At 63.1% G+C, this 23,299-nt stretch carries 24 protein-coding genes; 10 read left to right on the top strand and 14 right to left on the bottom strand.

Annotation, left to right across the window (positions count from 1 at the left end):
- Positions 1-54: 54 nt before the first annotated feature.
- Both SA496_RS09425 and SA496_RS09420 read right to left on the bottom strand, forming a co-directional pair.
- Positions 55-339, bottom strand: a complete 285-nt coding sequence (locus tag SA496_RS09425; RefSeq protein ID WP_120651469.1) for a GNAT family N-acetyltransferase — start codon at positions 337-339, stop codon at positions 55-57.
- 18 nt (positions 340-357) lie between these two features.
- The gene (locus tag SA496_RS09420) at positions 358-1,632 is read right to left on the bottom strand and encodes a hypothetical protein (protein ID WP_330115317.1); all 1,275 of its coding nucleotides are present in this window, start codon (positions 1,630-1,632) and stop codon (positions 358-360) included.
- 453 nt (positions 1,633-2,085) lie between these two features.
- On the opposite strand from SA496_RS09420, the gene oprI reads away from it, so the two are divergent.
- Entirely contained in the window at positions 2,086-2,337 is a 252-nt protein-coding gene (oprI, locus tag SA496_RS09415; RefSeq protein ID WP_003448337.1) for an outer membrane lipoprotei OprI, read from the top strand.
- A 175-nt stretch (positions 2,338-2,512) separates the two neighbouring features.
- Here the strand turns inward: oprI and SA496_RS09410 are convergent, their stop codons facing one another.
- The 3 genes from SA496_RS09410 to SA496_RS09400 form a co-directional block, all read right to left on the bottom strand.
- Entirely contained in the window at positions 2,513-3,475 is a 963-nt protein-coding gene (locus SA496_RS09410) for a L,D-transpeptidase family protein (protein WP_120651471.1), read from the bottom strand.
- A gap of 73 nt (positions 3,476-3,548) precedes the next feature.
- Positions 3,549-3,830, bottom strand: coding sequence for a hypothetical protein (locus tag SA496_RS09405; protein WP_120651472.1), 282 nt, complete (start codon positions 3,828-3,830; stop codon positions 3,549-3,551).
- A gap of 56 nt (positions 3,831-3,886) precedes the next feature.
- Positions 3,887-4,492, bottom strand: coding sequence for an arylesterase (locus SA496_RS09400; protein WP_120651473.1), 606 nt, complete (start codon positions 4,490-4,492; stop codon positions 3,887-3,889).
- 10 nt (positions 4,493-4,502) lie between these two features.
- Between SA496_RS09400 and SA496_RS09395 the strand changes: the two genes are divergently transcribed.
- From SA496_RS09395 to greB, 3 genes are read left to right on the top strand one after another with little or no spacing between them, the layout of a single operon-like run.
- Complete coding sequence (locus SA496_RS09395) at positions 4,503-5,186, top strand: ABC transporter ATP-binding protein (RefSeq protein WP_120651474.1); 684 nt, start codon at positions 4,503-4,505, stop codon at positions 5,184-5,186.
- A complete protein-coding gene (locus SA496_RS09390) occupies positions 5,186-7,690 on the top strand; it encodes an ABC transporter permease (protein WP_330115316.1) in 2,505 nt (834 codons plus the stop codon). The genes SA496_RS09395 and SA496_RS09390 overlap by 1 nt, the downstream gene beginning before the upstream one ends.
- A gap of 34 nt (positions 7,691-7,724) precedes the next feature.
- Positions 7,725-8,222, top strand: coding sequence for a transcription elongation factor GreB (gene greB / locus SA496_RS09385; protein ID WP_120651476.1), 498 nt, complete (start codon positions 7,725-7,727; stop codon positions 8,220-8,222).
- 29 nt (positions 8,223-8,251) lie between these two features.
- Here greB and SA496_RS09380 read toward each other — a convergent pair whose 3' ends face one another.
- On the bottom strand, positions 8,252-8,560 hold the full coding sequence (locus SA496_RS09380; protein WP_120651477.1) for a class I SAM-dependent methyltransferase: 309 nt from the start codon (positions 8,558-8,560) through the stop codon (positions 8,252-8,254).
- Positions 8,561-8,756: 196 nt separating this feature from the next.
- On the opposite strand from SA496_RS09380, the gene thpR reads away from it, so the two are divergent.
- The 3 genes from thpR to SA496_RS09365 all read left to right on the top strand — a co-directional run bounded on the left by thpR (position 8,757) and on the right by SA496_RS09365 (position 11,529).
- Positions 8,757-9,287: an RNA 2',3'-cyclic phosphodiesterase gene (thpR, locus tag SA496_RS09375; protein ID WP_153920273.1), complete on the top strand. Its 531-nt coding sequence runs from the start codon at positions 8,757-8,759 to the stop codon at positions 9,285-9,287.
- A 210-nt stretch (positions 9,288-9,497) separates the two neighbouring features.
- The gene (locus tag SA496_RS09370) at positions 9,498-10,442 is read left to right on the top strand and encodes a triacylglycerol lipase (RefSeq protein WP_120651479.1); all 945 of its coding nucleotides are present in this window, start codon (positions 9,498-9,500) and stop codon (positions 10,440-10,442) included.
- A 55-nt stretch (positions 10,443-10,497) separates the two neighbouring features.
- Entirely contained in the window at positions 10,498-11,529 is a 1,032-nt protein-coding gene (locus SA496_RS09365; RefSeq protein WP_330115315.1) for a lipase secretion chaperone, read from the top strand.
- A gap of 53 nt (positions 11,530-11,582) precedes the next feature.
- On the opposite strand, the gene SA496_RS09360 is transcribed toward SA496_RS09365, so the two are convergent.
- Entirely contained in the window at positions 11,583-12,017 is a 435-nt protein-coding gene (locus SA496_RS09360; RefSeq protein WP_120651481.1) for a DoxX family protein, read from the bottom strand.
- A gap of 101 nt (positions 12,018-12,118) precedes the next feature.
- Entirely contained in the window at positions 12,119-13,537 is a 1,419-nt protein-coding gene (locus SA496_RS09355; protein WP_330115314.1) for a transglycosylase SLT domain-containing protein, read from the bottom strand.
- Positions 13,538-13,769: 232 nt separating this feature from the next.
- On the opposite strand from SA496_RS09355, the gene SA496_RS09350 reads away from it, so the two are divergent.
- The 3 genes from SA496_RS09350 to SA496_RS09340 all read left to right on the top strand — a co-directional run bounded on the left by SA496_RS09350 (position 13,770) and on the right by SA496_RS09340 (position 16,620).
- The gene (locus SA496_RS09350; protein ID WP_120651483.1) at positions 13,770-14,576 is read left to right on the top strand and encodes a TatD family hydrolase; all 807 of its coding nucleotides are present in this window, start codon (positions 13,770-13,772) and stop codon (positions 14,574-14,576) included.
- A gap of 106 nt (positions 14,577-14,682) precedes the next feature.
- A complete protein-coding gene (locus SA496_RS09345) occupies positions 14,683-16,164 on the top strand; it encodes a methyl-accepting chemotaxis protein (RefSeq protein ID WP_153920264.1) in 1,482 nt (493 codons plus the stop codon).
- A gap of 96 nt (positions 16,165-16,260) precedes the next feature.
- Entirely contained in the window at positions 16,261-16,620 is a 360-nt protein-coding gene (locus tag SA496_RS09340) for an Mpo1-like protein (RefSeq protein WP_120651485.1), read from the top strand.
- A gap of 199 nt (positions 16,621-16,819) precedes the next feature.
- Here SA496_RS09340 and SA496_RS09335 read toward each other — a convergent pair whose 3' ends face one another.
- From SA496_RS09335 to SA496_RS09310, 6 genes are all read right to left on the bottom strand, one after another.
- Positions 16,820-17,620: an acyl-CoA thioesterase gene (locus SA496_RS09335; protein WP_120651486.1), complete on the bottom strand. Its 801-nt coding sequence runs from the start codon at positions 17,618-17,620 to the stop codon at positions 16,820-16,822.
- 117 nt (positions 17,621-17,737) lie between these two features.
- Positions 17,738-18,499: a CHAD domain-containing protein gene (locus SA496_RS09330; protein WP_120651487.1), complete on the bottom strand. Its 762-nt coding sequence runs from the start codon at positions 18,497-18,499 to the stop codon at positions 17,738-17,740.
- A gap of 56 nt (positions 18,500-18,555) precedes the next feature.
- Positions 18,556-20,544 (bottom strand): transglutaminase TgpA family protein, encoded by a 1,989-nt coding sequence (locus SA496_RS09325; protein WP_330115313.1) that lies wholly within the window; start codon positions 20,542-20,544, stop codon positions 18,556-18,558.
- Positions 20,541-21,488, bottom strand: a complete 948-nt coding sequence (locus SA496_RS09320; protein ID WP_330115312.1) for a DUF58 domain-containing protein — start codon at positions 21,486-21,488, stop codon at positions 20,541-20,543. Before SA496_RS09320 ends, SA496_RS09325 begins: the two co-directional genes overlap by 4 nt.
- Positions 21,488-22,405 carry an AAA family ATPase gene (locus SA496_RS09315; RefSeq protein ID WP_120651490.1) on the bottom strand — a complete coding sequence of 306 codons (918 nt, stop codon included), beginning with the start codon at positions 22,403-22,405 and terminating at the stop codon, positions 21,488-21,490. The genes SA496_RS09320 and SA496_RS09315 overlap by 1 nt, the downstream gene beginning before the upstream one ends.
- Before the next feature lie 87 nt (positions 22,406-22,492).
- The gene (locus SA496_RS09310; protein ID WP_120651491.1) at positions 22,493-23,155 is read right to left on the bottom strand and encodes a transglutaminase-like domain-containing protein; all 663 of its coding nucleotides are present in this window, start codon (positions 23,153-23,155) and stop codon (positions 22,493-22,495) included.
- Between the last annotated feature and the right edge of the window lie 144 nt (positions 23,156-23,299).

Below are 23,299 nucleotides of genomic sequence, written 5' to 3'. Positions count from 1 at the left end.
AGCTGTAAACGAAAACGCCGGGCAATTGCCCGGCGTTTTTCATTGCGCTTCGACTCAGCCGTTGCGCTGGGACTGACGCTGGCGTCGCTCGATATAACGTTCGACGTAGGAGCAGGATGGGATCACGGTGTAGCCGTGGTCCTCGGCATATTCCAGGGCGGATTCAGTCAATGCCGCGGCAATCCCGCGACCGCGCAGGACGTTCGGCACGAAAGTGCGATAAATGTCCAACGTCTGTTTACCCAGGTCCATATAGGCCAGGTATGCACGATGACCGTCCACGGTGGTCTCGAACTGATGACCTGCCTGGTCATGGTGGATGGACAATGCCTCGCTCATCACTACTCCTCTGAGGATCTAAAACCTTACGCGTACCTTATCGATCTTTTCCAGCCGAAGGAACATCTCTGCCGTGCCAGAACCGAACTGTACGCTGAGGTACGCCTTCCCGTTCTCCACCTTGTGTAATACACCCTGGTAATAGGCGCCATCGAAGGTGATGAACTGCAACCGCTTGCCGGCATATCCCGGCAGGTCGGCAACATTGACGAACTCATACTGCTGCGCGGCACGTCCATCGCCATCGTTTTCCCGCTCCGCGTTGATCTTCTCCATTGCGACAGGCTCATTACGCGCTGCCGTCGGGTCGACCCAAGTGAATTCGACCGGCCGCACCAATTCCTGGTTCACCAACACTGCCGGACGCAGCATCGCCACTACATCCTTGGCCTCAAAGAACTGCAGGCCATCCCACGCCATGCCCTCACTCGGCGTAAGTTCGACACGAAGCGACTGCGGGTCCTTCAGGTAACGACCGTAAGAATCCAGCATCGATTGCCCCAGGGCGACCTTCTGGCTCCGCAGTACGGTGTCGAACTGCTGGACCGCGGTCTTCAGATACGCATCAGGTGACTGACCGAGCTTACTTGCGCAGAATTCCTGGACCTTGCGCTGGTACTGGTTGTCATTCAACTCGAGGATCAGGCTGGAAAGTTGCGGCGGATTGACCCGCAGGTCGCCCGGCTCCTCCGACATGTTAGACAACGACAGGCTGAGACGCACTTCGCCCATGTCCCGGGTATCGGAAGTCAGGTTCAGGTTGAGTTTCTGCGCACCCGGCTGGAACAGATAGGAGAACTCGGCATCGGTTTCCAGGGTGCGATACCCCATCTCCAGCAGTTCGTCTGTGCCAATGTTGCGCACTGTGCCGCACGCAACCTCGCTCATTGCAGTGAATACACTGCGCTCAGCCGGAGTGTTGTACAGCTGCTGCATGAACGGCCCGTGCACTTCCAGTGCAATGCCCTTCAGGCTGAGCGCCATCTGTTCGGGGAACTTGCCCTCGGCAAGGCGCTCCTTGAAGCTGAGGAGTTCGCGCAAGCTCTTGAACTTCAGTTCGGCCTGCTGCACGTTCAGGCTGTCGCCCATAGCCGGAACGCGAAGTTGAAGGTTTTCGAGGCCAACCCGGCCATCGAAGGAAGAAGTAATGCCCCCATAGGTGATATCCATCACCGGCGACAACTTGCTGATTGCGTCATCCATGATCGATCTGACCGACCACCAGAGTGACAACTTGATGATCAACCCCACGGCCAGAACCGAGAGCACTCCCCACTTGAGAATCTTCGACATAGTGACGTCCTTGAAGTCTGCGCTTCGCTACGGATATCGGAAGCCGTGCAAGCTTATCAGCGGCCCACGGCCACTACTACGACCGCTCTTTGTATAGAAGGTGATAATTCACGGTCCTCTGAAAAAGTTCCATTTCCAATGCAGAATTCGAGCATGAGCACGCCCTCGACCCAGCCCAAGGTAACGCTTGTCAGATTATGGGAGGGAAGCTGCCCACAGCGCTGACCAAGGCCTACACTTGGAATTTCGACTGATCAAAGAACAATCAGCCTGACTGTTTTTTGATCAGCGACCTCGTTAGTTGCTCGTGAACTAGCCGGCAAGCTGAAAAAAATGTGCCTGCCTTGCACAAGGTCAGTTTACTTACTACAAGTTATGGGTAGTATGTACGCCGGCTAATTTCCCAAGCTCGGGGAATTGCTTTATGGAAATGTCCACCTTAAGGGGAACACGATGAACAACGTTCTGAAATTCTCTGCTCTGGCTCTGGCCGCAGTTCTGGCCACCGGTTGCAGCAGCGTATCCAAAGAAACCGAAGCTCGTCTGACTGCGACTGAAGACGCAGCTGCTCGCGCTCAAGCCCGTGCTGACGAAGCCTACCGCAAGGCTGACGAAGCTCTGGCCGCCGCTCAGAAAGCCCAGCAGACCGCTGACGAGGCTAACGAGCGCGCCCTGCGTATGCTGGAAAAAGCCAGCCGCAAGTAATAGCTTTCGGGCTATAGAGCCGATCCAGTTCGCTGGGTCGGCTTTTTTATTGCCCGCACTTTGTACCCCTTCTCTTTCCGGCTTACTTCCAATAGCCGATGCATCGCCAATTCACGGGCAAAAGAAAAGCCCGCTGGCGATTCGCTCAGCGGGCCTTCTTCAAACAACCGGTAGCTTAGAGCTCGGTATTCGGCGTACTCGCCGCAACCGCCGAGTTGGGTTCTGCAATTTCCACCGGCAGGCCGTCTTCGGCCGCAACCACTTCGCGCACGACATCCCAATCCAGGCGGATGGTATTGACCAGATCCTCGCGTTTCAGTAGCGCGTTGATCACAGCAGTGTGCTTGTCCACCACCGACGGATCGCCATGATCATCCAGAGGAGCATGGGCTTCCAGGTAGATCTTGCCGCCGCTGACACCGAACTTGTAGGGCTCGTTGATGATGCGCACCGGAGTGCCCACCGGCGCCATGGAGGCCAGCGCCAGGACGTTGTTGTTCAGCATGCGGAAGCAACCATGGCTGACGCGCATGCCAATGCCGAACTTCTTGTTCGAGCCGTGGATCAGGTAGCCCGGCACGCCCAGATTGAACTTGAACGGACCCAGGGGGTTGTCCGGACCTGGCGGCACCACGGTTGGAAGCGGATCGCCATCGGCTGCGTGCTCTTCGCGAATCGACTTCGGCGGATACCAGGCCGGATTGGAGGTCTTGGCGGTTATGGTGGTGTGCGCAATGGGCGAACCCCAGCCTTCACGACCAATACCCAGCGGGAAGGTATGCACCACATTCTGCCCTTTCGGGAAGTAGTACATCCGATACTCGGCAAGGTTGATCACGATACCTTCGCGCGGTCCCGCCGGCAGGATGTAGCGAGTCGGCAGGATGACCTCGGTGCCAGCACCGGGCAGCCAGGGATCGACACCAGGGTTGGCGGCGACCATCTCCAGATAACCCAAGTCATTGGCAACGCCGATATCGGCGAACGTGTCTTCGTACTTGGCCTTGATCACCTGGACCTGGCCGACGATATCTTCGCCGGGCGGCGGCAGGGGCAGCTCAAGGGCTGCGACAGGGCCCGCCACCAGCAGGGACGCTACTGACAGGGAGCGGGCGACGGCTGTAAAGCGCGGCAACATCCGGGAATCCTTGGCAAATTGACTGATTAAAAGACTCGGAATTCTACACCGACGCGAGGCGCGCCGGGAGCCCTCAGGCCTCCGACCAGACCGAGTGCTGCCCCTTTCGGTGAGCCTCGAGAGTGGAACGGCAGTTGGAGCACAGCCGCCGATCGCGTAGCAACTCTTGTTCCAGACTACTCCAACGCGGTTGCGCCGGCAGCAAACCGCCACAGAGAGTCCTATCAGCAAAACCGTCCAGTTCAAGCTGTCGCGCTACCAGGTGCAGGCGAACCTCGCGGCAAGCAAACAGGTCGAGCTGCTCGTCGGGCTCAATCACTTTGTAGCCAAACAGGGACCAGGCGGGGCGCGGCATGGAGGACTCCAGGGAGGGTGCGCAACATTAGCCGAAAGCGAGCCGCGGGAAAAGCGTCAGAGCATGGGTTCCAGGGTTGGCCAGAGGTTATCCAGCAACCTTGGCTGGGCCTGCGCGCGAGGATGAAGGCCATCGGCCTGCATCATCTCCGGCACGCCCCCAACCCCATCGAGGAAGAAGGGCACCAGCGGTACCTGCTTCTCCGTCGCCAGGCTGCTATAAACCTTGGCGAACGCATTCGTATAGCGCGCACCGTAGTTGGGCGGAAGACGCATGCCGAGCAGCAGCACGGACGCGCCCTGCGCCTTGGCGCTGTCGATCATGGCAGCAAGATTCTGTTGCAATTGCGCAGGTGGCTGGCCACGTAGCCCATCGTTGCCACCAAGCTCGATGATCACCAGTTCCGGCTTATGTTCGGCCAGTAGTGCCGGAAGCCTGGACAGCCCGCCAGCACTGGTGTCGCCACTGATCGAAGCATTCACCACACGCTGTTCGTAACCCTTCTCGGCGAGGCGCTTTTCCAGCAGAGCGACCCAGCCTTGGCTGGATTCCAGCCCGAAAGCGGCGCTGATACTATCGCCGACGACCAGCAAGGTCCCCGCCATGGCCTCCTGCGCCAACAGCAACAGTGACAGGCAGCCGCCCAACAACCAGGCACGCATTGGATTCTCCATGAGCGCAAGCATTCTCGATGCGCGGAACCTTAGCAAAGTGGTTCCCAGCGCGGAAGGCGAGCTGATCATCCTTCACGACCTCTCGCTCGACCTCCGCAAGGGTGACAGCCTGGCCATAGTCGGCAGCTCCGGCTCCGGCAAATCTACCCTCCTCGGCCTGCTCGCCGGACTCGACCTGCCCAGCTCCGGCGAAGTGCACTTGGCTGGATGCGCCCTGTCGAGCCTCGACGAAGACCAGCGGGCGCGGGTTCGAGCTGAGCATGTTGGTTTCGTCTTCCAGTCGTTCCAGTTGCTGGACAACCTCAACGCCCTGGAAAACGTCATGCTGCCACTGGAGCTGGAAGGCCATCGGGATGCGCGCACCCGCGCCCGCCACCTGCTCGAACGGGTCGGCCTGGGCCAGCGTCTCAACCATTACCCACGCCAGCTTTCCGGCGGCGAACAGCAACGAGTCGCCATTGCTCGCGCCTTTGCCGCCGAACCCGATGTGCTGTTCGCCGACGAGCCCACTGGCAACCTAGATAGTCACACCGGCGAGCGCATCAGCGACCTGCTTTTCCAGCTCAACCAAGAGCGTGGCACAACCCTGGTACTGGTAACTCACGACGAACGCCTGGCCCATCGCTGCCGTCGCCTGATCCGCCTCGAAGGTGGGCGCCTGGTCGAACAGGTGGAACCCTGATGCGGCGTCTGCCACTCGCCCGCCTTATGGCGATGGCTGCCCGCCAGCTGTGGCGCGACGCCCACAGCGGCGAACTGCGGGTGTTGTTCTTCTCCTTGCTGGTGGCCGTTGCCGCCAGCAGTGCCATCGGCTACTTCAGCGCCCGCCTTAATGGCGCCATGCTCTTGCGTGCCACGGAGTTTCTCGGTGCCGACCTCCTGCTCAGCGGCTCATCACCAGCCAGCGCCGAGCAGGTCGAAAGAGGCATGCGGCTCGGTCTGAAACACGCCAGCGCAGTGGAGTTCTCCAGCGTTATCGCCACCGACAACGGCATCCAGCTTTCCAGCGTCAAGGCCGCCGACGCAGCCTATCCGCTGCGCGGTGAATTGAAGAGCGCCGCGCAGCCTTACGGGGAGGAAATCACTGGCAGCGGCCCGAAATCGGGCGAGGCCTGGGCCGAAGCAAGGCTCTTCGCAACGCTGGACCTCAAGCCCGGCGACAGCATCGATGTCGGGCAGAAGACCCTGCGCCTGACGCGCGTACTCACCTACGAACCCGACCGTGCAGGCGATTTCTACAGCCTCACCCCACGGGTACTTATCAGCCTGGACGACCTTGGAGCCACCGGCATCGTTCAACCCGGCAGCCGGGTGCGCTACCGGGAACTGTGGAGCGGTCCAAATGAAGCGCTGGCACAGTACCGGGCGGAGATCGAACCCGACCTGGAAGCGAACCAACGCCTGGAGGATGCCAGACAAGGCAATCGCCAGATCGGAGGGGCGCTCGGTCGCGCCGAACGCTACCTGAACCTGGCCAGCCTTGCCGCCGTGCTGCTCGCCGGCGTCGCGGTGGCGCTGTCCGCCGCCCGATTCGCCGCACGTCGTTACGACGCCAGCGCCCTGCTACGTTGCCTTGGCCTGTCCCGCCGCGAAGCCCTCCTTTTATTCGGCCTGCAACTGGCGCTGCTCGGGCTCGTTGCCAGCGCACTGGGCGCCCTGCTCGGTTGGTTGGCACAAGTTGCGCTGTTCGAATTGCTCGCTGGACTCCTGCCGGCTGTGATTCCGTCCGGCGGACTGGTACCAGCGCTCGCCGGGATCGCCACGGGCCTACTCGCCCTGGCCGGCTTCGCCCTGCCGCCGCTGGCTGCACTGGGCCGTGTGCCACCTTTGCGCGTCCTGCGCCGCGACCTGCTGCCACTCCCCCCGAGTGCCTGGCTTATATATGGAGCAGCATTGCTGGCCCTTGGTCTGATCATGTGGCGCCTGAGCCTGGACCTGAAATTGACGATCGCCCTGCTCGGTGGCGGCCTGATTGCGGCCCTGCTGCTGGGCGGTCTGCTGCTGGCTGGACTGAAGGGGCTGCGCAAGGCCCTGGCCAACGCAACCCTGCCCTGGCGCCTCGGTCTCGGCCAACTCCTGCGCTACCCGCTGGCCGCGGCCGGCCAATCACTGGCCTTCGGCCTGATTCTCCTGGCCATGGCACTGATCGCGCTGCTCCGGGGGGAACTGCTGGACACCTGGCAGAACCAGCTACCCGTGAACGCGCCCAACCATTTCGCCCTAAATGTGCTGCCCGCCGAGAAGGACGCCTTTGCCAGTCGCCTCGCCAGCCTGTCGCCGCACCCTTCGCCGCTTTACCCGGTGGTGCCCGGTCGACTCACAGCCATCAACGGAGAAGCGGTACGCCAGTTGGTGAGTAAGGACTCCCAAGGCGAACGCGCCGTGCAGCGAGACCTCAGCCTGACATGGTCTGCCGAGCTGCCGGGCGACAATCGCCTGGTAGCCGGACACTGGTGGGGCGGCCTGGAAAAATCCGCACTGCCGGGGGTTTCGGTTGAATCCAAGCTTGCCGAAAGCCTTGGCCTGAAATTGGGTGACAAGCTCAGCTTCAGCGTCGGCGGCCTGCAGCGCGACGCCGAGGTGACCAGCCTGCGCGAAGTGGATTGGGACAGCTTCCAGCCGAACTTCTACATGATCTTCGCGCCGGACACCCTCTCAGATCTCCCGGTCACCTACCTCACCAGCTTCTATTTGCCGCCGCGGCATGACCGCGACCTGGTGGAGTTGTCCCGCGCGTTCCCGGCGGTGACCCTGCTGCAGGTGGAAGCCATACTCGCGCAACTGCGGAGCATCCTCGCCCAGGTCACCCTGGCAGTAGAGTTCGTATTGCTCTTCGTACTCGCAGCCGGCCTTGCCGTGCTATTCGCCGGGCTGCAATCGACCCTGGACGAGCGCATCCACCAGGGCGCCCTGCTCCGCGCCCTGGGCGCCGAGCGCCAGTTGCTGCTGAAAGCACGACGCGCGGAATTCGCCCTGCTCGGCGCCTGCAGCGGCCTGCTCGCTGCACTCGGTTGCGAACTGGTCAGCGCCTTGCTCTATCGCTTTGCTTTCGACCTGCAATGGCAACCCCACCCCTGGCTGCTCCTGCTGCCATTGCTGGGCGCCCTACTTGTTGGCTCGGCAGGCGTAATGGGGACGCGTCGCGCGCTCAACGCCAGCCCACTGACGGTCCTGCGCGAAGCTTGATAGGCTTCGATTTCCGAAACCCCGCAGGACCGTCATGAGCCGTTACCGCCCTCCCCGCACCGCCGGAACACCCTTGATCACCCCGGAAGGTGAGGCCCGCCTGCGTGCCGAGCTTCACGAGCTTTGGCACGTACGCCGGCCCAAGGTCACGCAAGCCGTGAGCGAAGCGGCCGCCCAGGGCGACCGTTCCGAGAACGCCGAGTACACCTACGGCAAGAAGATGCTGCGGGAGATCGACAGTCGCGTTCGCTTCCTCACCAAGCGATTGGAAAACCTCAAGGTGGTGCGCGAACGTCCGACCGACCCCGACAAGGTCTACTTCGGTGCCTGGGTCACCCTGGAAGACGACGATGGCGAGCAGTCCCGCTACCGCATAGTCGGACCGGACGAATTCGATCTGAAGCAGAACCTGATCAGCATCGACTCTCCCCTGGCCCGTGCTCTGGTGGGAAAGCCGCTGGACGCCGAAGTCCGCGTCAGCACCCCAACAGGGGAAAAGACCTGGTACGTGGTTGAAATCGATTATCCGTAGCTCTGCAAAACGAGTCGGCCTGACACCAGTCAGCGCAGCGTGATCAGGCCTTGCCGCGCCACGCGCACCAACTGGCTGAGCACTTCCGGCAGCTCCTTCGCCGAAGGCGCCTGGATCACGGCCATGTCGAAGCTGTCGCTGGCAAAGCGAGCCAATGACTCGCCTTCGCGAGCGAACTGGATCAGGAAGTTGCGCGGTCGGTCCCAGCGCTTGGGCCAGCCTTCGAGATAGCGAAGGAGCGTTGGCTGGTGCGAGCCGCCAAGCAGGATTCGCGGATTGCGCAAAACCAGCCCGGTGGTGATCGGGGCTAGCCGGAGAAGGGGTTGGGGACAGGTCATGGTGCATGTCTCCGCCTCGTAAGGTCCCGCTGGGCAGCGGTGAGAGGCGACACCGAACCAGCGTTTTAGCGGTATTTGGAAGCCTCTGAAGACTTCTGCGCCCCGCAAGTAGCTGACTAAATCGGCGCATGGGGCGACATCCTAGAGAAGCCCGCGCAATACTGTCAAGGCGACCACAACGCCCCGCGAGACGCCCATGAGCACCCCGCCCCTGCGCCTGTTCTTCGCCCTTCCCTGCTGCCCGCAGTTGGCCCACGAAATCGCCGACTGGCGCGCCCGGAACCCCGTTGACGGCAAACCCGTTGCACCCGGCAACCTTCACCTCACCCTCGCCTTCCTCGGCTCGCAACCCCGTGGACAGGTGGAAGCCCTGGAAGCCCTGGCGGCCAGCCTGGAACCGAGGGCGTTCACCCTGCACCTGGATCGCCTGGCGCGGTGGAAAAACGGTCTGCTGTATATGGCACCCAGTCGGATACCGCCTGCACTGACCGAACTGGAGCGCAACCTGCGCGAGCATTTGCTGGGCGCCGGATTCAGTCTTGAGACCCGCCCCTTCAAGCCCCATCTGACGCTGGCTCGCCATTGCCCGCGTCTTCCAGCGGCAAGCACCCCAACCTTCGATTGGCCAGCCACCGAGTTTTCCCTCTTCGCCTCGGAAAACACAGCCAAAGGCACCCGCTATCGCTCACTCGGGCAATGGCCGTTGCGGCCTTCGACCCCAGCCTGACGTTTCGCTGAGTAACAGGAAACTGGTCGGCATCTTAGGGTGAACGGATGTAAACATCCGCGAAAAGCCTAACCCAGAGCATCTGCCAGAATTTTGTAGCGAATGGCATGGTTCCTGCGCTCCGCCCTGCCTGAAGTGCACGCCCAGGAGGGGCGTGGCCACGCCAGGGAATGCAGTCAGGCCCTCCCACGCACAACATCGAGAGCGCACATGAAGAACAACAAGACCCTGCTCGCCCTTTGTATTGCCACCGGACTCGCTGCCTCCGAGCAAGCACAGGCCCTCTGGTTCGGTTCCAGCGGCTATACCCAGACCCGTTACCCGATCGTACTGACCCACGGCATGCTCGGTTTCGACAGCATCCTTGGCGTCGACTACTGGTACGGCATTCCCTCTGCCTTGCGCCGTGATGGCGCTCGCGTCTATGTCACGGAAGTCAGCCAGCTGAACACCACCGAAGCGCGCGGCGAAGAACTGTTGGAACAGGTGGAAGAAATCGTCGCCATCAGCGGCAGCCCCAAGGTCAACCTGATCGGCCATAGCCATGGCGGCCCGACCATTCGCTACGTGGCAGCGGTGCGCCCAGAACTGGTCGCTTCGGCTACCAGTGTCGGTGCGCCCCACAAGGGTTCCGCCACTGCCGACTTCATCCGCCAGGTGCCTCCGGGTTCCGCGGGTGAAGTAATGCTGGCGGGCATCGTCAATGGCCTGGGCACTCTGATTAACTTCCTCTCCGGCAGCGACAGTGACCTCCAGCAGAACGCCCTTGGTGCCCTGGAATCCCTCAACAGCCAGGGCGCAGCTGCGTTCAACGCACGCTTCCCGCAGGGCCTACCGACCACCGCATGCGGCGAGGGTGCCTACCAGGTCAACGGTGTGCGCTACTACTCCTGGAGCGGTACCAGCCCACTGACCAACGTGCTGGATGTCAGTGACACCCTGCTTGGCGCCAGTTCGCTCACATTCAATGGCCAAGCCAACGACGGCCTGGTAGGTCGCTGCAGCTCACACCTGGGCAAAGTCATTCGCGACGACTACCGGATGAACCACCTGGACGAAGTCAATCAGACCCTGGGGCTGACCAGCCTGTTCGAAACCGACCCGACCACCGTCTATCGTCAACAGGCCAACCGGCTGAAGAACGACGGGCTCTGAGCCCGCTTCGCGGGGCCTGCGGGCCCCGCACCTCTCCAGACTGCCGAGCGACCCCGTGAAAAAACTCCTGCTACTGTTCCCCATCGCCTTCGCCGGCGCCCTGGCCATCCTGTTGCAATGGGGCGGCAAACCGGCACCTGCTTCACCTAGCGTCTTACCAGCGCATGCAATGAGTGCAGCTCCAGCCAGTTCCCCCGTAACCACTTCGCAGGCGCTGCCAAGCCCTCTGGCCGGAGCGATCAGCACCACACCCCAGCTCGGATCACTGGCGGGGACGGAGGTGGACGGGCGCTTTCACCTCGACGCGGCTGGCAACCTGCTGATTACCGAGGACATCCGACGCATCTTCGATTACTTCCTCAGCACCCAGGGTGAAGAGTCGCTGGTCAGCAGCATTCAGCGCCTCAGAAGCCACATTACCGGGCAACTGGAAGCACCAGCGCGAGGTCAGGCCTTGGCATTGCTCGACCAATACCTGGATTACAAACGCCAACTCGTGCAACTGGAGCGCGACCTGCCGCTACTCGCCGACATCACCGCACTGCGTCATCGCGAAGCGGCAGTACAGGCTCTGCGCGCTCGCATCTTCAGCGTCGATGTCCATCAGGCCTTCTTCGCTACCGAGGAGGCCTATAACGCCTTCACGCTGCAGCGCCTGGCCATCCAGCGAGACACAGGAATGGAACCAGCCGCCAAAGCTGCAGCCATCGACCAACTACGCGCAGCCTTGCCGGAAGAGATGCAAACATTGGCCGCGAGCCAACTGCAGGCCGAACTTCGGGCCCAGGTCGGGGCGCTCCAGGCGGCAGGCGGCAGCCCTGAGCAAGTTCGCCAGCTCCGCCAGCAACTGGTGGGCGCCGAAGCGACGGCACGGCTGGAAAACCTGGACCAACAGCGCCTGCAATGGCAGCAACGGTTACAGGCCTACCTGAAGGAGAAAGGGCGTATCGAGGCCAGTGAAGGGCTGAGCCAGAGTGACAAAACGGCCGCGATCAACCGCCTGGAGGAAGAAGGATTCAATCCGCAAGAGCGCCTGCGCCTTCAGGCCGCTGCGGAATTGGCTGCGGCCAGGAAGAAGCAGCCATGAGATGCAAAAAAGGCCCGCTCAAGCGGGCCTTTTTCAACTACCTGGTACCTGGCTCAGTTGGCCAGGTTGCGGTCCAGAGACATCTTGCCGGCGCCTTCGACCAGCAACGTGGCGCTGATCAGGGCGAGAATCATGGCGTACTCGAAACCGCCGTTGGTAATGAAGAAACCGCTCGCCCAGTGCACGCTGAAGATCGCCACGATCATCGCAACGATCAGCGCCGCAGCGGCCGGACGCACCAGCAAGCCGATCACCAGGGCGAGGCCGCCGAAGAACTCTGCGCTACCTGCCATCAGAGCCATGAGGTAACCGGGAGTCAGGCCGATGCTTTCCATCCACTGCCCGGTACCCGCCAGGCCGTAACCGCCAAACATGCCAAAGAGCTTCTGTGAGCCGTGAGCCATGAAAGTCAGGCCGGTGATGACCCGCAGCAGGGTGATGCCATAGCCAGCGTTGGTGGCGAGGATGGATTTGATCGGGTTACTCATCGAGGTGTTCCTTGTGTTGTGGGAGTCGATGAACAGAAGCTTAGTAGAATTATTTGATATTAAAACCGGAAAATTCTCACCGACTTCATCGAGTAATTCGATTATCTTCGAGTCTTACCGACCGCTTTCGAAGGCTCCAGTAGATAACGCTCGCGATCGAAGGCCAGGTAGTACTTGTTCACGCTGTTGACGTAGGTCACCACGCCCATCCCGGCCTGTTCGGCAGCAATGCGCTCCACCTGGAAGAACCACTGGTTGGGATTCAGTCCCCGCCGCCGGGCTTCGGCGCGCATCCCCTGGACCCGTTGCGGGCCAAGGTTGTAGGCAGCGAGAACGAAGGCCATTCGCTCGCGGTCATCTAGCTGCGCGCTGGAGAAGAAACTGCGGCGCAGCTTGGCCAGGTACCTGGCTGAGGCCTGCACATTATTGTCGAGCTTGTGGATGTTCCCTACGCCAACGCTGCTCGCTGCGCCCGGCGTGATCTGCATCAGCCCGGTGGCTCCGCCTGCCCCCTTGGCGGCCGGATTCAGGCTGGACTCCTTGTAGGCGAGCGCCGCGAGGCTGAGCCAGTCGAAATCATGCTGGTCGGCGTAGCGCTGCAGCACCGGGCGCACGCGTTCGAGCCGCTGGCGCTCAGTGCGGGCAAGTGGGTTGTGGACCTTGTAGAGACGACGATAGACGCGCTGGAACGCCGCATCCTGGTCTTCAGGTGCGCGGTACCCATCGAGGAAACGGTCGACGCTGGCCCGCAACGTCGGCGCATCACGACGAACGAACCAGGTCATATCACCCTGCCGGTCGAGCACCAGGTGTTTGTCCAGGCGCAGCTTCGGCATCACCTTGGCCCAGCGCTCGGCAATCGGCTGCTCCACCGCCGTCAGCGGGAAAATGCCGGCCTGGACCATCTCCAGCACATCTTCCACCGCCAGGGTCGAGTCGACCCATTCGATGACGATGGGCGCAAGCTTGCGCGCCGCCAGCTTCTCGTTCACTGGGCGCAACGCCTCGCCCGCGGCGCTGCCGACCGGTAACGCGATGCTGCGACCGGACAACTGCTCCAGGCGCTGGTAACGACGCTGCCCTTGCCGGCTGACCAACACCAGCGGTACATCCTTGCGCAGTGGCGCACTGGCGCTGATGTTGGCGCCAATGCCCTGGTTGACCAGTTCACCTGGCGCCACCAGATCACCTTCGCCCCGCTGCAACGCAGCCAGCAACTGATCCTTGGCCTTTGGGATGATCTTCAGCTTGATTTCACGCCCATCACGGGCATTTCGATTGAGGTACTGCTCGAAGGCCCGGATACGGTGGTACTCGACTCCGACCGGTTCGCCCTTGACCTCGCCAGAGCTGTTACGGCTCTGGTTCACCAGCACCTTGAGCACGCCACTACGGCGGATCTGGGCCAAGTCGCGGGCTTCGGCCGGCTGCTGCCAGACTTCCGGCGGCCCAGCCAGGCGAGCGCTTGCCGTGAAAGGCAGCAACGCCAGCAGGCAGAGCAGCAGCAACGGTCGCGTCATCAATTCTCCAGGGACTGGCGGGACGTCAGCGCGCACCCGAACGTGTAGAGTTGCTGCGCCGCGAAACCTTGGCTGGCGAGCGAGGGGCGCGGAGATTGTCACAGCTACGCGCCTGACGCCAGTCAAAGCGTGGTATTGACTTCAACATAAGGCGCCAAGTTCCTGTATAGATTGGTTTTTTTAATTGTTTCGAGCATTGTTCCGCGGCTCTGCTCCAATCCGAGGTAGCACCATGCAACTCATCGACATCGGCGTCAATCTGACCCACCCCAGCCTAGCCCGCGACGTCCGCGCCCTGCTGGAACGTGCGCAGGCCGCCGGCGTTCACCAAATGGTGCTGACCGGCACCAGCCTGGATGACAGCGAAAAAGCCCTGCTTGTCGCTGAGCAACTGGATGAAAGCGGTCGCCTGCTGTTCAGTACGGCCGGTGTCCACCCCCATGAGGCCAGCAACTGGAACAGCGATAGCCAGCGGCAACTCCGGGCGCTGCTGGGCGAAGCCCGAGTGCGGGCCGTGGGCGAATGTGGCCTGGATTTCAATCGCGATTTCTCGCCACGCCCGCAGCAGGAGAAGACCCTCGAAGAACAACTCGCCCTGGCCGCCGAACTGGGCAAGCCGGTGTTTCTCCACGAGCGAGACGCCGATGAACGCCTGCTGGCCATCGTGCGGGAGTTCCGCGATCAGCTCAGTGCCGCCGTGGTGCACTGTTTCACCGGCGAGAAGCGCGCCCTCTACGGCTATCTGGACCTCGACCTGCATATCGGCATCACCGGCTGGATCTGCGATGAGCGTCGCGGTACCCATCTGCATGCCCTGGTGCGCGACATTCCCCGTGGCCGGTTGATGCTGGAAAGCGATGCGCCGTACCTGCTGCCACGAAGCCTGCGCCCTAAACCCAAACACGGCCACAACGAACCGGCCTTCCTGACCGAAGTCCTGCGGGAAGTCGCCCTGCATCGTGGCGAAAGCCATGAAGAACTCGCCCAGCACACCACTGATTGCGCACGCGCCTTCTTCGGGCTCCCGGCCATCGACTGAGTCAGGCAATCAGGTTCCTTCTTGATTCGGATCAAATCTGGTAGGAATTTTCCGTCAGAAAATAATGGCACCTTGCCAATACTGTCCGAGCCATAAGAAGAACATCATGGGTACCTGGATTCGCGATATCTCCCTGAAATACAAGTTCTGGGCCGTCAATGCGGTGGCCTTCTGCACCACCCTCCTGCTGGTTCTGCACGCACTTTACCTAGAGCAGCAGGGCCGCGCGGAAGACGCTCGCAATGCTGCTGCGACCCAGGCCCAGCTGCTGAAATCCTGGCCAACCGCCGAGCCCCTGCCCTCATTGCCCGGCGTCATCGCCTTCAACGCAGGTAGCGCCCCGCAATTACCCGGTGGCCAGTCTCTGGCCCGCGCCAATGGCTGGGTGGAGCTGGAGCACGACGGTCTGTTCGGCAGCAACCCCGCCATCGGCGCCCAGGTGTTCGATCGCACTGACGGTCAGCGCGTCGCCGTGCTGGCCAGCAGCCCGAGCATGGCCCAGTTGCTGGGCGCCCGCGCTGGGGAATACGCAATCTCCGTGTTCCTGCTGATGGTCGCCCTGCTGGCAGCTTCACAGTTGCTGATCCGTTTCCTGCTGAGCCACCTCAACACCCTCAAGGACGTGATGCTCCACGTCGAACGCAGCGGCGATCTTTCCGCCCGCGTACCGCTGGACAGCCGAGATGAAGTGGGCCAGATGGCCAACGCCTTCAATGCCATGCAAGCCGGCTATGGACGCGTGGTCGGCACCGTTGCCCAGGCCGTGGCCCGCCTCGACGAAGGCGCCGCACGCCTTGCCGGCAGCATGGGCGAGGTGCGCCAGGGCATGCTCGGCCAGCAGAGCGAAACCGATCAGGCCGCCACCGCCATCAATGAAATGTCCACTACCGTGCACCACATCGCCCAGCATGCGGCGGACACCCGCGACCAATCGCAGAATGCCGATCAGCTTGCCGGTGCCGGCCAACTGGTGGTGGAACGGGTCGAACATTCCATCACTGGGCTTTCATCCGGCGTGCAACAAACCGCGGAGACGATTCAGCGCCTGGCCGAGGACAGCCAGAAGATCAGCGGCGTCGTCAACGTCATTCACGGCATCGCCGAGCAGACCAACCTGCTGGCGCTGAACGCTGCCATCGAAGCCGCGCGTGCCGGGGAAATGGGCCGCGGGTTCGCTGTCGTGGCAGACGAAGTGCGCAACCTGGCCAGGCGCGTGCAGGACTCAACCGACGAGATCACCAGCATGATCGGCGCTCTCCAGGCCGGTACTCGCGACGCCGTGGAGTTCATGCGCGAAAGCTCGATCAAGGCCAACGATTGCGTGCACGCCGCCCAAGAGGCTGGCGCCGCCCTGGCCGCCATCACCGGCGCGGTCGCCCAGATGCGCGAAAGCAATACCCAGATCGCGGTGGCTGCCGAGCAGCAGAGCCAGGTGGCCGAGGAAATGACCCGCGCCGTGGTAGGGATTCGCGACGTTACCGAACTCACCGTCAGTCAAACCGTGGAATCTGCCGCCACCAGCAATGAACTGGCGGAACTGGCTAGCGAGCTGTCCCAGGCGATTCGCCAGCTCAAGCTAAGCGCCTGAAAGTTCCGCCCCACGCTATCCGCTCCATAGGGAGAAGGCATTCGCCGGCCCATCAGGGCCGGTCTATGCTGCCGACATCCCCTCAAGGAGCCGGACATGGGCAAACGACTTCCCAACCTGCATGCATGGCAATGGCGGACCTATTCCGACAATCACCAGCATCCAGCCAACCTGATCCTGCATGTGATTGCCGTACCGCTGTTCATCGTCGCGGCCATTACCCTTGTCTACGGACTGTTCAGCCTGAGCTTTCGGCCGTTCGTGCTGGGAATCATCGGCATTGTCGCCTCCCTGGCACTGCAGGGACGCGGGCACAAGCTGGAAGCGGTAGCACCGGAACCCTTCAGCGACCGCAAGGACGCCGTTGGCCGACTGCTGGTGGAGCAGTTCCTCACGTTCCCTCGCTTCCTGCTCAGCGGCCAATGGTGGCGCAACTGGCGCAAGAAAAAGCACTGAGCCATCAGAGTCGACCCGGACTCCGGCTCGTGGACATCAAGAGGTCTACCCGAACTAAAAGGTCCTGTTTCGCCGCAGGGTGCGCCATACGCACCGGCTCGCGCTCGGAGGTAGGACAATCGCGGCCCAATCTCCGCTGGTGCGCGCGGCGCACCCTACAGATGACCCCCACCCTCCTTGCACGACCTGCACAGGGCGATCAGCCGAACACCACCACGGTCTGCCGACTCATCGCCACCAGGTCGCCGTCCGGCGTCCACAGGGCCGCCGCCGCATGGCCGTAACCATCGCTGGCGTGCTCGATGCGCGCGCGATACCTGCACCAGTCATGGGTATCCAGCTTCGGTAGCGGCTGCACGAACTCGATGGTCCAGGTCAAAGTGCTGCCCGGTGCGGGTGTTGGCAGGTGCGGTACGGTGGCCGGCGGCCACGCGTCCACCAAGGCCAGCAGATGTGCCTCGGTGACAGGCTCCCGCTCCACTTCGCCACGAAAACGTACCCAACCGCCCATGTCGCGTTCGCGGCTCCCGGAAAACGGCATGCCGCCGATGGCCCAGCGCATGGCCAGGTGACGGGTGAATTCCGGTGTAACACCAGGAATGAAGGGCAGTTCGAAGCAATCTGCCGCGGGCTTCATGTCGGGTGCTGGCTCAGCGGCCATCTGCACCACCGACTGACGCGAGCCGCCGAAGCTGCCCTGCACCAACGCCACTACCTGACCCTTCTGCACCACACGGCAGAACACCTGGCTCACTGCCTTGCCTTCGCGCAGCAGCTCGGCCTCGAAGCTGGCAGGCACTTCGGGCTCCAAAGGGCCGACGAAAGTCGTGGCCAGGGATCGCACCGGCCGGCCCGGCTCGACCTTCGCGCGCATGGCTTCGAACGCCAGCGCCGCAACCACACCACCGAAGGCGGCCCGCCCCTGTCCCCAGGTGGCAGGCACCACGATCTCATTCGGATTGCTGCGCGCCGCCTGGATCAGTTCGGAGAATAATTTCATCTGGAGTCCCTGTAGTGAATCGCTCAGTCGGCGATCTTAGGGCATTGCCCCACAGGCTCGAAAGGCGCGTCGCAAGGCTGCCGCGCCAACGCCGATGGGATACCCGCCATGGGCGAATCAGGCCAGTCGCCGCAGCAGCTTCTCCAGTACCCGGTCCGAACGGACTTCAGCGGCATGCAACGCCACCTGCCACCCACGAATTCGCGGGCGCAGGTCAGGCTCCTGGTCCGCACGGCCCAACCACTGCAGGTTGTCATGCCATTTGCCCAGCGCGGATTGCGCACCCACCAGCAGCCGCCGGGTCTTGGGCGACAACTCGATCAAGTCCGGGTAAGCGTCCACGCCGTAGCGCAGGCGCTTGATCAGCAGCCGCAGGCGATGACGGTCGTGGGCGGGATCCTGGAGCGCCTGTACGAGACGGCGGTGACTCTTGCCAAGGGATTTGGCCACTGTCCTGCACAACCCCTTCAGCAGCCCCTCGCGATCGTACACACGCATCAGATGGGGCCAGGCTTCGAGCACCAGGAACAGGCGAGCGAGCTCCGGGGCCAGCAGAAACTGTGCATAGCCAAGGTGCCGAGCGCGTTCCCGGCCCGGAGTCAGGCGATCCAGACCGTGACTGCGCAACTCGATGATCAGCACTTCCAGATCCCGCAATGGCCCGCTCAGACTTGCCAGATCGGCAGCCGCCTGGTTCAGCACGTCGACTGCCGGCAACCCGCGAAAAGGACGCAGCAAGCTACGCAGGCGCCTGGTTGCAACGCGCAGGTCATGCAGGGCCTCGTCATCCGTACCCGCGGCCAGCCGCTCGGCACAGGCATGCATGCGAACCTCCAGACCAATGACTTGGGCGATCAGGTCATCCAGCATTCCGGCCATCTTCTAGCTCTCCAGGGGTCAGGCGCGCAGGCGACTACGGCAGTACTCAGCATGGATCATCCGCGCGCACCGCGCAGGCGCCAGGGCAATGCCTTACGCAGGGCGCGCAGGTGCCTGGCCGGATCGGACGTCCACTGGCTGGCATATCGGCTAGCCTCGAAGGCTGCGAGGAAGGCGCGGATCTGCGCCGCCTGCCGGGGCAGCTCGCGGCTTGCACGCTCAGCGAAGGCGCGCGGCCCTTCGCCCTTGCCACGCACTACGCCATGGCGCGCCAGCAATTGCTCGAAAACCTGGAACTGACGCAACTGGGGGTCGGGCTCACGTCGCCATGGCGCGAACAGAAACAAGGCCAGCAGCGCCATCAGCACTGCTCCGGCACCGACCAGGCCCAGGCCGAGCGAGCGCCCATCCAGGGTGCCGAACCAGCGCCGCACAAGCTCCATCTGCGCCTCTCCCTGGTAGCCCAGTACCCAGCGCTGCCAGCCGTAGTTGAGATTGTCCCAGGCCAATCGCACCTCGTTCAGCCAGGCCAGCTGTCGAAAGCGCAGAGGTGAAAGGGGTGACCCCTCGAGGAAGCTCTGCTCGCTGGCCACGGCATCTTCAAGGCCACGCTCGATGCGGCTCGGCGCCACTTGGAAAGTTGGATCGACGCTGATCCAGCCGCGTCCCGGTAGCCAGTATTCCACCCAGGCGTGAGCGTCGAACTGATGCACCAGCACGTAGTTGCCGGCAGGATTGAGTTCGCCACCCTGATACCCGGCCACCACCCGCGCGGGAATGCCGGCGGCTCGCAGGACGAAGGTCATGGCGCCTGCATAATGGGCACAGAACCCCCTGCGGGTATCGAAGAGAAACGCATCAATATTGTCCTCACCCAGCGGCGAAGGCTTCAGGGTGTAGACGTAAGGCTCGCGATTGAAATGCGCGAGCAGTGCATCCACCAGCTGTTGCGGCTCAGCGTACTGCCGCTTGAGCTCCCCGGCCCAGGCCCGCGTTCGCGATTCACCTGCCTCTGGCAGCTGCAGGGCCCTGCGCAAGGCATCGGGGTTGCCATCAGGTTCGCGTACCGCCTTAGGCCAGGAGGTGACCTGGTAGAGCAGCGGGCGATCGACCGGCGTGCGGCGCTCGAGGCGGAAGTCCGCCCGCGGGCGCACACCCTCCTCGCCCGTCTCGGCCACATCCAGGCCAAACAGCCACGGCCTGCCGCTGGGCTGCATGACAATGCTGTAGCGCAGTGGCTCACCTTCCCGACGCCAGACCGCCTCCTGGCCGAACTGGGAAGTGAGAGATTGGGACCAGCGGCGCCCATCGAATCGCTCAAGGGTCAGCGCGCGCCAGTAGAGCTGGCTCATGGGCGGCACCGGACCTTCGAAGCTGGCGCGGAAAGTCAGGTCGCCGGAGCGGCTGAGTTCGGCGATATCCGCTGGACTCATCGCATCCGCCAGGCCGGTAACCCCCTTGTCACTCGGCAGGGGCAGCGACCACAGCGGCCCCAGGCGCGGAAAGAACATGAACAGCAACAGCATCAGCGGCACCGCCTGTAGCAACAGGCTGCCCGCCGCCTTCAACGGCACCAGCGGGCGTTCAGCGAAGCGGCTCTGCTGCAACCCCACCAGGGAGGCCAGCAATGCGCAAAGGGGCAGCAGGCTGTAGAGCCCGGCCAGCATGCCGTCGTTGAACAGATAGGCGGTGACCTGCGTGAAGAACCCGAGGAGCACCAGCACCAAGGCATCACGCTGGGTGCGCAGTTCCACCAGTTTGAGGATGAACACCGCCACCAGCAGCACGACCGCCGCCTCCAGCCCAACCAGCGTGCCCCTGGAGAAGAATACGCCCAGCGCGACCGCGAGGATCAGCGCGGCCTTGATCGTGCCGCTGGGGTACTGCGCACGCATGCGGAATATCTGGATGCGCCATCCAGCACAGCCCAACCACATTGCAATGATCCACAACGGCAGGTAGGGCAGATGCGGCAGGATCACCAGCACCTGCGCCACCAGCAGCCAGGTCAGGCCGATCCGGGTAATGGGCAGGCCGGCCTTCATCGCGCCCCCCCGAACAGGGCCAGGGCCCGCAGGCAGGCTTCGCGGTGGGCATCACCGGTGTCGGCGCCCAGCTCCTGGCCCCCCAGGCGCAGGCCGAAGGGTTGGCCACGGGAAGAAAACTGCAACACCCAGTAGCAGAGCAGACCCAACCGCTGCTCCAGATCGCCGTCCAGCCGATCGAGGTCGAGCCAGACATCACGCCCGGCCAGGGCGGCGAAGTCCTTTACGAACAGCCCCTGGCCGCGAGAAAAGGCCTTCCAGTGCAAGCGGCGACGCGAATCGCCCGGCTGGTAGGCGCGCAGCCCCTGGTAGTCGTCCGCCCCGGCACCGAGCACATGCTGGCCGTCGTCGCCGTCATCATCGCCACGGCCAGGCATCAGCGGCAGATCGCCCTCCAGCGGGCGCGGATAGACCAACAGGGCCTGGTCCAGATCCACCCAGCTCCACGCCACCAGCAACCCGAGCGGATAACGGCTTTCGACGCGCAGGCGTCGGGGCCGCAGCCAGCCACGCCGTCCGGTAGGCAAGTGCAACTCCACCTCGCAGGCGCCATTGGCGGCTACGTCCTGCACCTGCAACGGCAAGGGCGGCCAACCCAGCGCGACGGCCTGGTGCTCCCGGCCGCTGCTTTCCAGCGTGACGTGGAAGTGCGCTTGCTCGCCGAGGAAAACGGGCGCACCACCCGCTGCCTTGAGGTTCAGCCCCGAAAGGTTGCGGAAGGTGTGCAGGATGGCCACCAGGAATACCGACAGCAACAGGAAAGTCAGCGCGTAGGCCAGGCTGTTCTGGTAGTTGATCGCCACCAGCAGCATTGGCACCAGGGCTAGCCCGAAAGCGGCTCCGGCGCGGGTTGGCAAGATGAAAATCCGTCGCTGATCGAGACGTACCTGGTTCGCTGGCGGGATGCGGCGCGCCAGCCAGCGATCGACCTGGACTTCCAGCATCAGAGAGCCGGCACTTCGCGCAGCAGCCACTGCACCAGCGCGCCACCGCCATGTCCGGATGGATCGGCGCGCTCGCGCAGGCGATGGCCGACTACCGAAGGCAGAACCGCCTGGACATCTTCCGGTATCACATAATCGCGCCCTGCCAACAGGGCCCAGGCACGCGCAGCGGAGAGCAACGCCAAACTGGCGCGGGGCGACAGCCCCCAGGCGAACTGCGGTTGGCTGCGGGTGGCATCCACCAGGCGCAACACGTAATCCACCAGCGCGTCGCGAGCCACCACCTTGGGCACTTCGGCCTGGATAAGCCCCAGCTCGGCGTGGGTGAAAATGGGTTCCAGGCGCGGCAGCAGCTCACGCCGCGCCTCGCCTTGCAACAATGCCTTCTCCGCCGCCCTGGCCGGATAGCCGAGGGACAGGCGCATGAGGAAGCGGTCCAGTTGCGACTCCGGCAAGGCGAAGGTACCGCCTTGGCTGGCCGGGTTCTGCGTGGCGATGACGAAGAAGGGTTCCGGCAGCGGGCGCGTGGCCCCCTCGATGGTCACCTGCCCTTCCTCCATGGCTTCCAGCAACGCGCTCTGGCTCTTGGGAGTGGCGCGGTTGATCTCATCGGCCAGCACCAGCTCGGCGAACACCGGCCCCGGGTGGAAGACGAACTGGCTGCTGTCCTTGTCGAACACCGAGGTGCCAAGGATGTCACCGGGCAGGAGGTCCGAGGTGAACTGGATGCGCTGGAAGCTCAGCCCCAGCACCTTGGCCAGGGCATGGCCCAGGGTGGTCTTGCCCATACCGGGCAGGTCTTCGATCAACAGGTGTCCACGGGCCAGCAGGCAGGTCAGGGCCAGGCGTACCTGTGCTTCCTTGCCCAGCACTACCTGATTGACCGCGTGCAGACAGGCATCCAGTTTGGTTCGCATTCGTCGCTCCCTGTGCAATGCGACGATGCTACTGGCAGGGCGGGTAATGGCAAAGCGCCCGGCAAACTTTACTCATGAAACTGTGCGTCAGCTCGCTGCGCCAGCCTCGGCATGCAGGTCGCCGGTCAGGAAGGCCGCGCCCTCGCAGAACAGGTGCGGATAAACCTCGGCAAGGTGATCGAAGAACAGTTGCTCAGGCAGGTCAGCGAACTGGCCGTGGTCCGCCAGGTATTCCATGTAGCGCTCGCCCTGGCTGTTGAAGGGGTGGAAAACGCTGTCCTGGCGTCCGTCGAACTCCAGCGGAGGCACCTTGAACAGCCGGCACAGCGCCAGGTTGAAAGCCGGTGTGGCCTTGACCCAGCGGCCGTCGAGGTGCAGCTCGGTGTAACCGTGCATGGCGAACACCTCGCTGCGCAGGAGCTCCAGCAGTCGGGGCGTGGCCAGGTGGTTGCGCACGTCGGCGAGACCAATGCGTGCAGGGATGCCGCAATGCCGCGCGCATGCCGCCAGCAGGATCGCCTTGGGCACGCAGTAGGATTCGCCCGCCCCCAGAGCATGGCTGGCCTTCAGAGTCTGCGGGTCCCGGCTGAATACATAAGGGTTGTAGTGGATCTCGTCGCGCACCGCGCGGTACAGGCTGACAGCTTGATCGATTGGGTCGCGGCTTGCCCCACGGTGCATTTCCGCGAACTCGACCACCAGGGTGTGGTCACTATCAACAAAGCGGCCGGGCTCCAGGAAGTGCTGCATGGCGTGTTCTCCTGCGGGTAAGTCGCAAGTCTATCCAGCGCCCCGCCGCCCCGGGTACGACATACCGGCCAAGCTCGCCGTTCCTGTCGCCATGGCCATGGTTGGCGATTAGTCTCGTGACGGCCCCTCGCCGCCATCAAGGAG

Origin of the sequence: Pseudomonas sp. JS3066 (assembly GCF_036328175.1) — a bacterium.
GTDB lineage: Bacteria > Pseudomonadota > Gammaproteobacteria > Pseudomonadales > Pseudomonadaceae > Metapseudomonas.
This window is presented reverse-complemented; position numbering and strand designations above follow the sequence as displayed.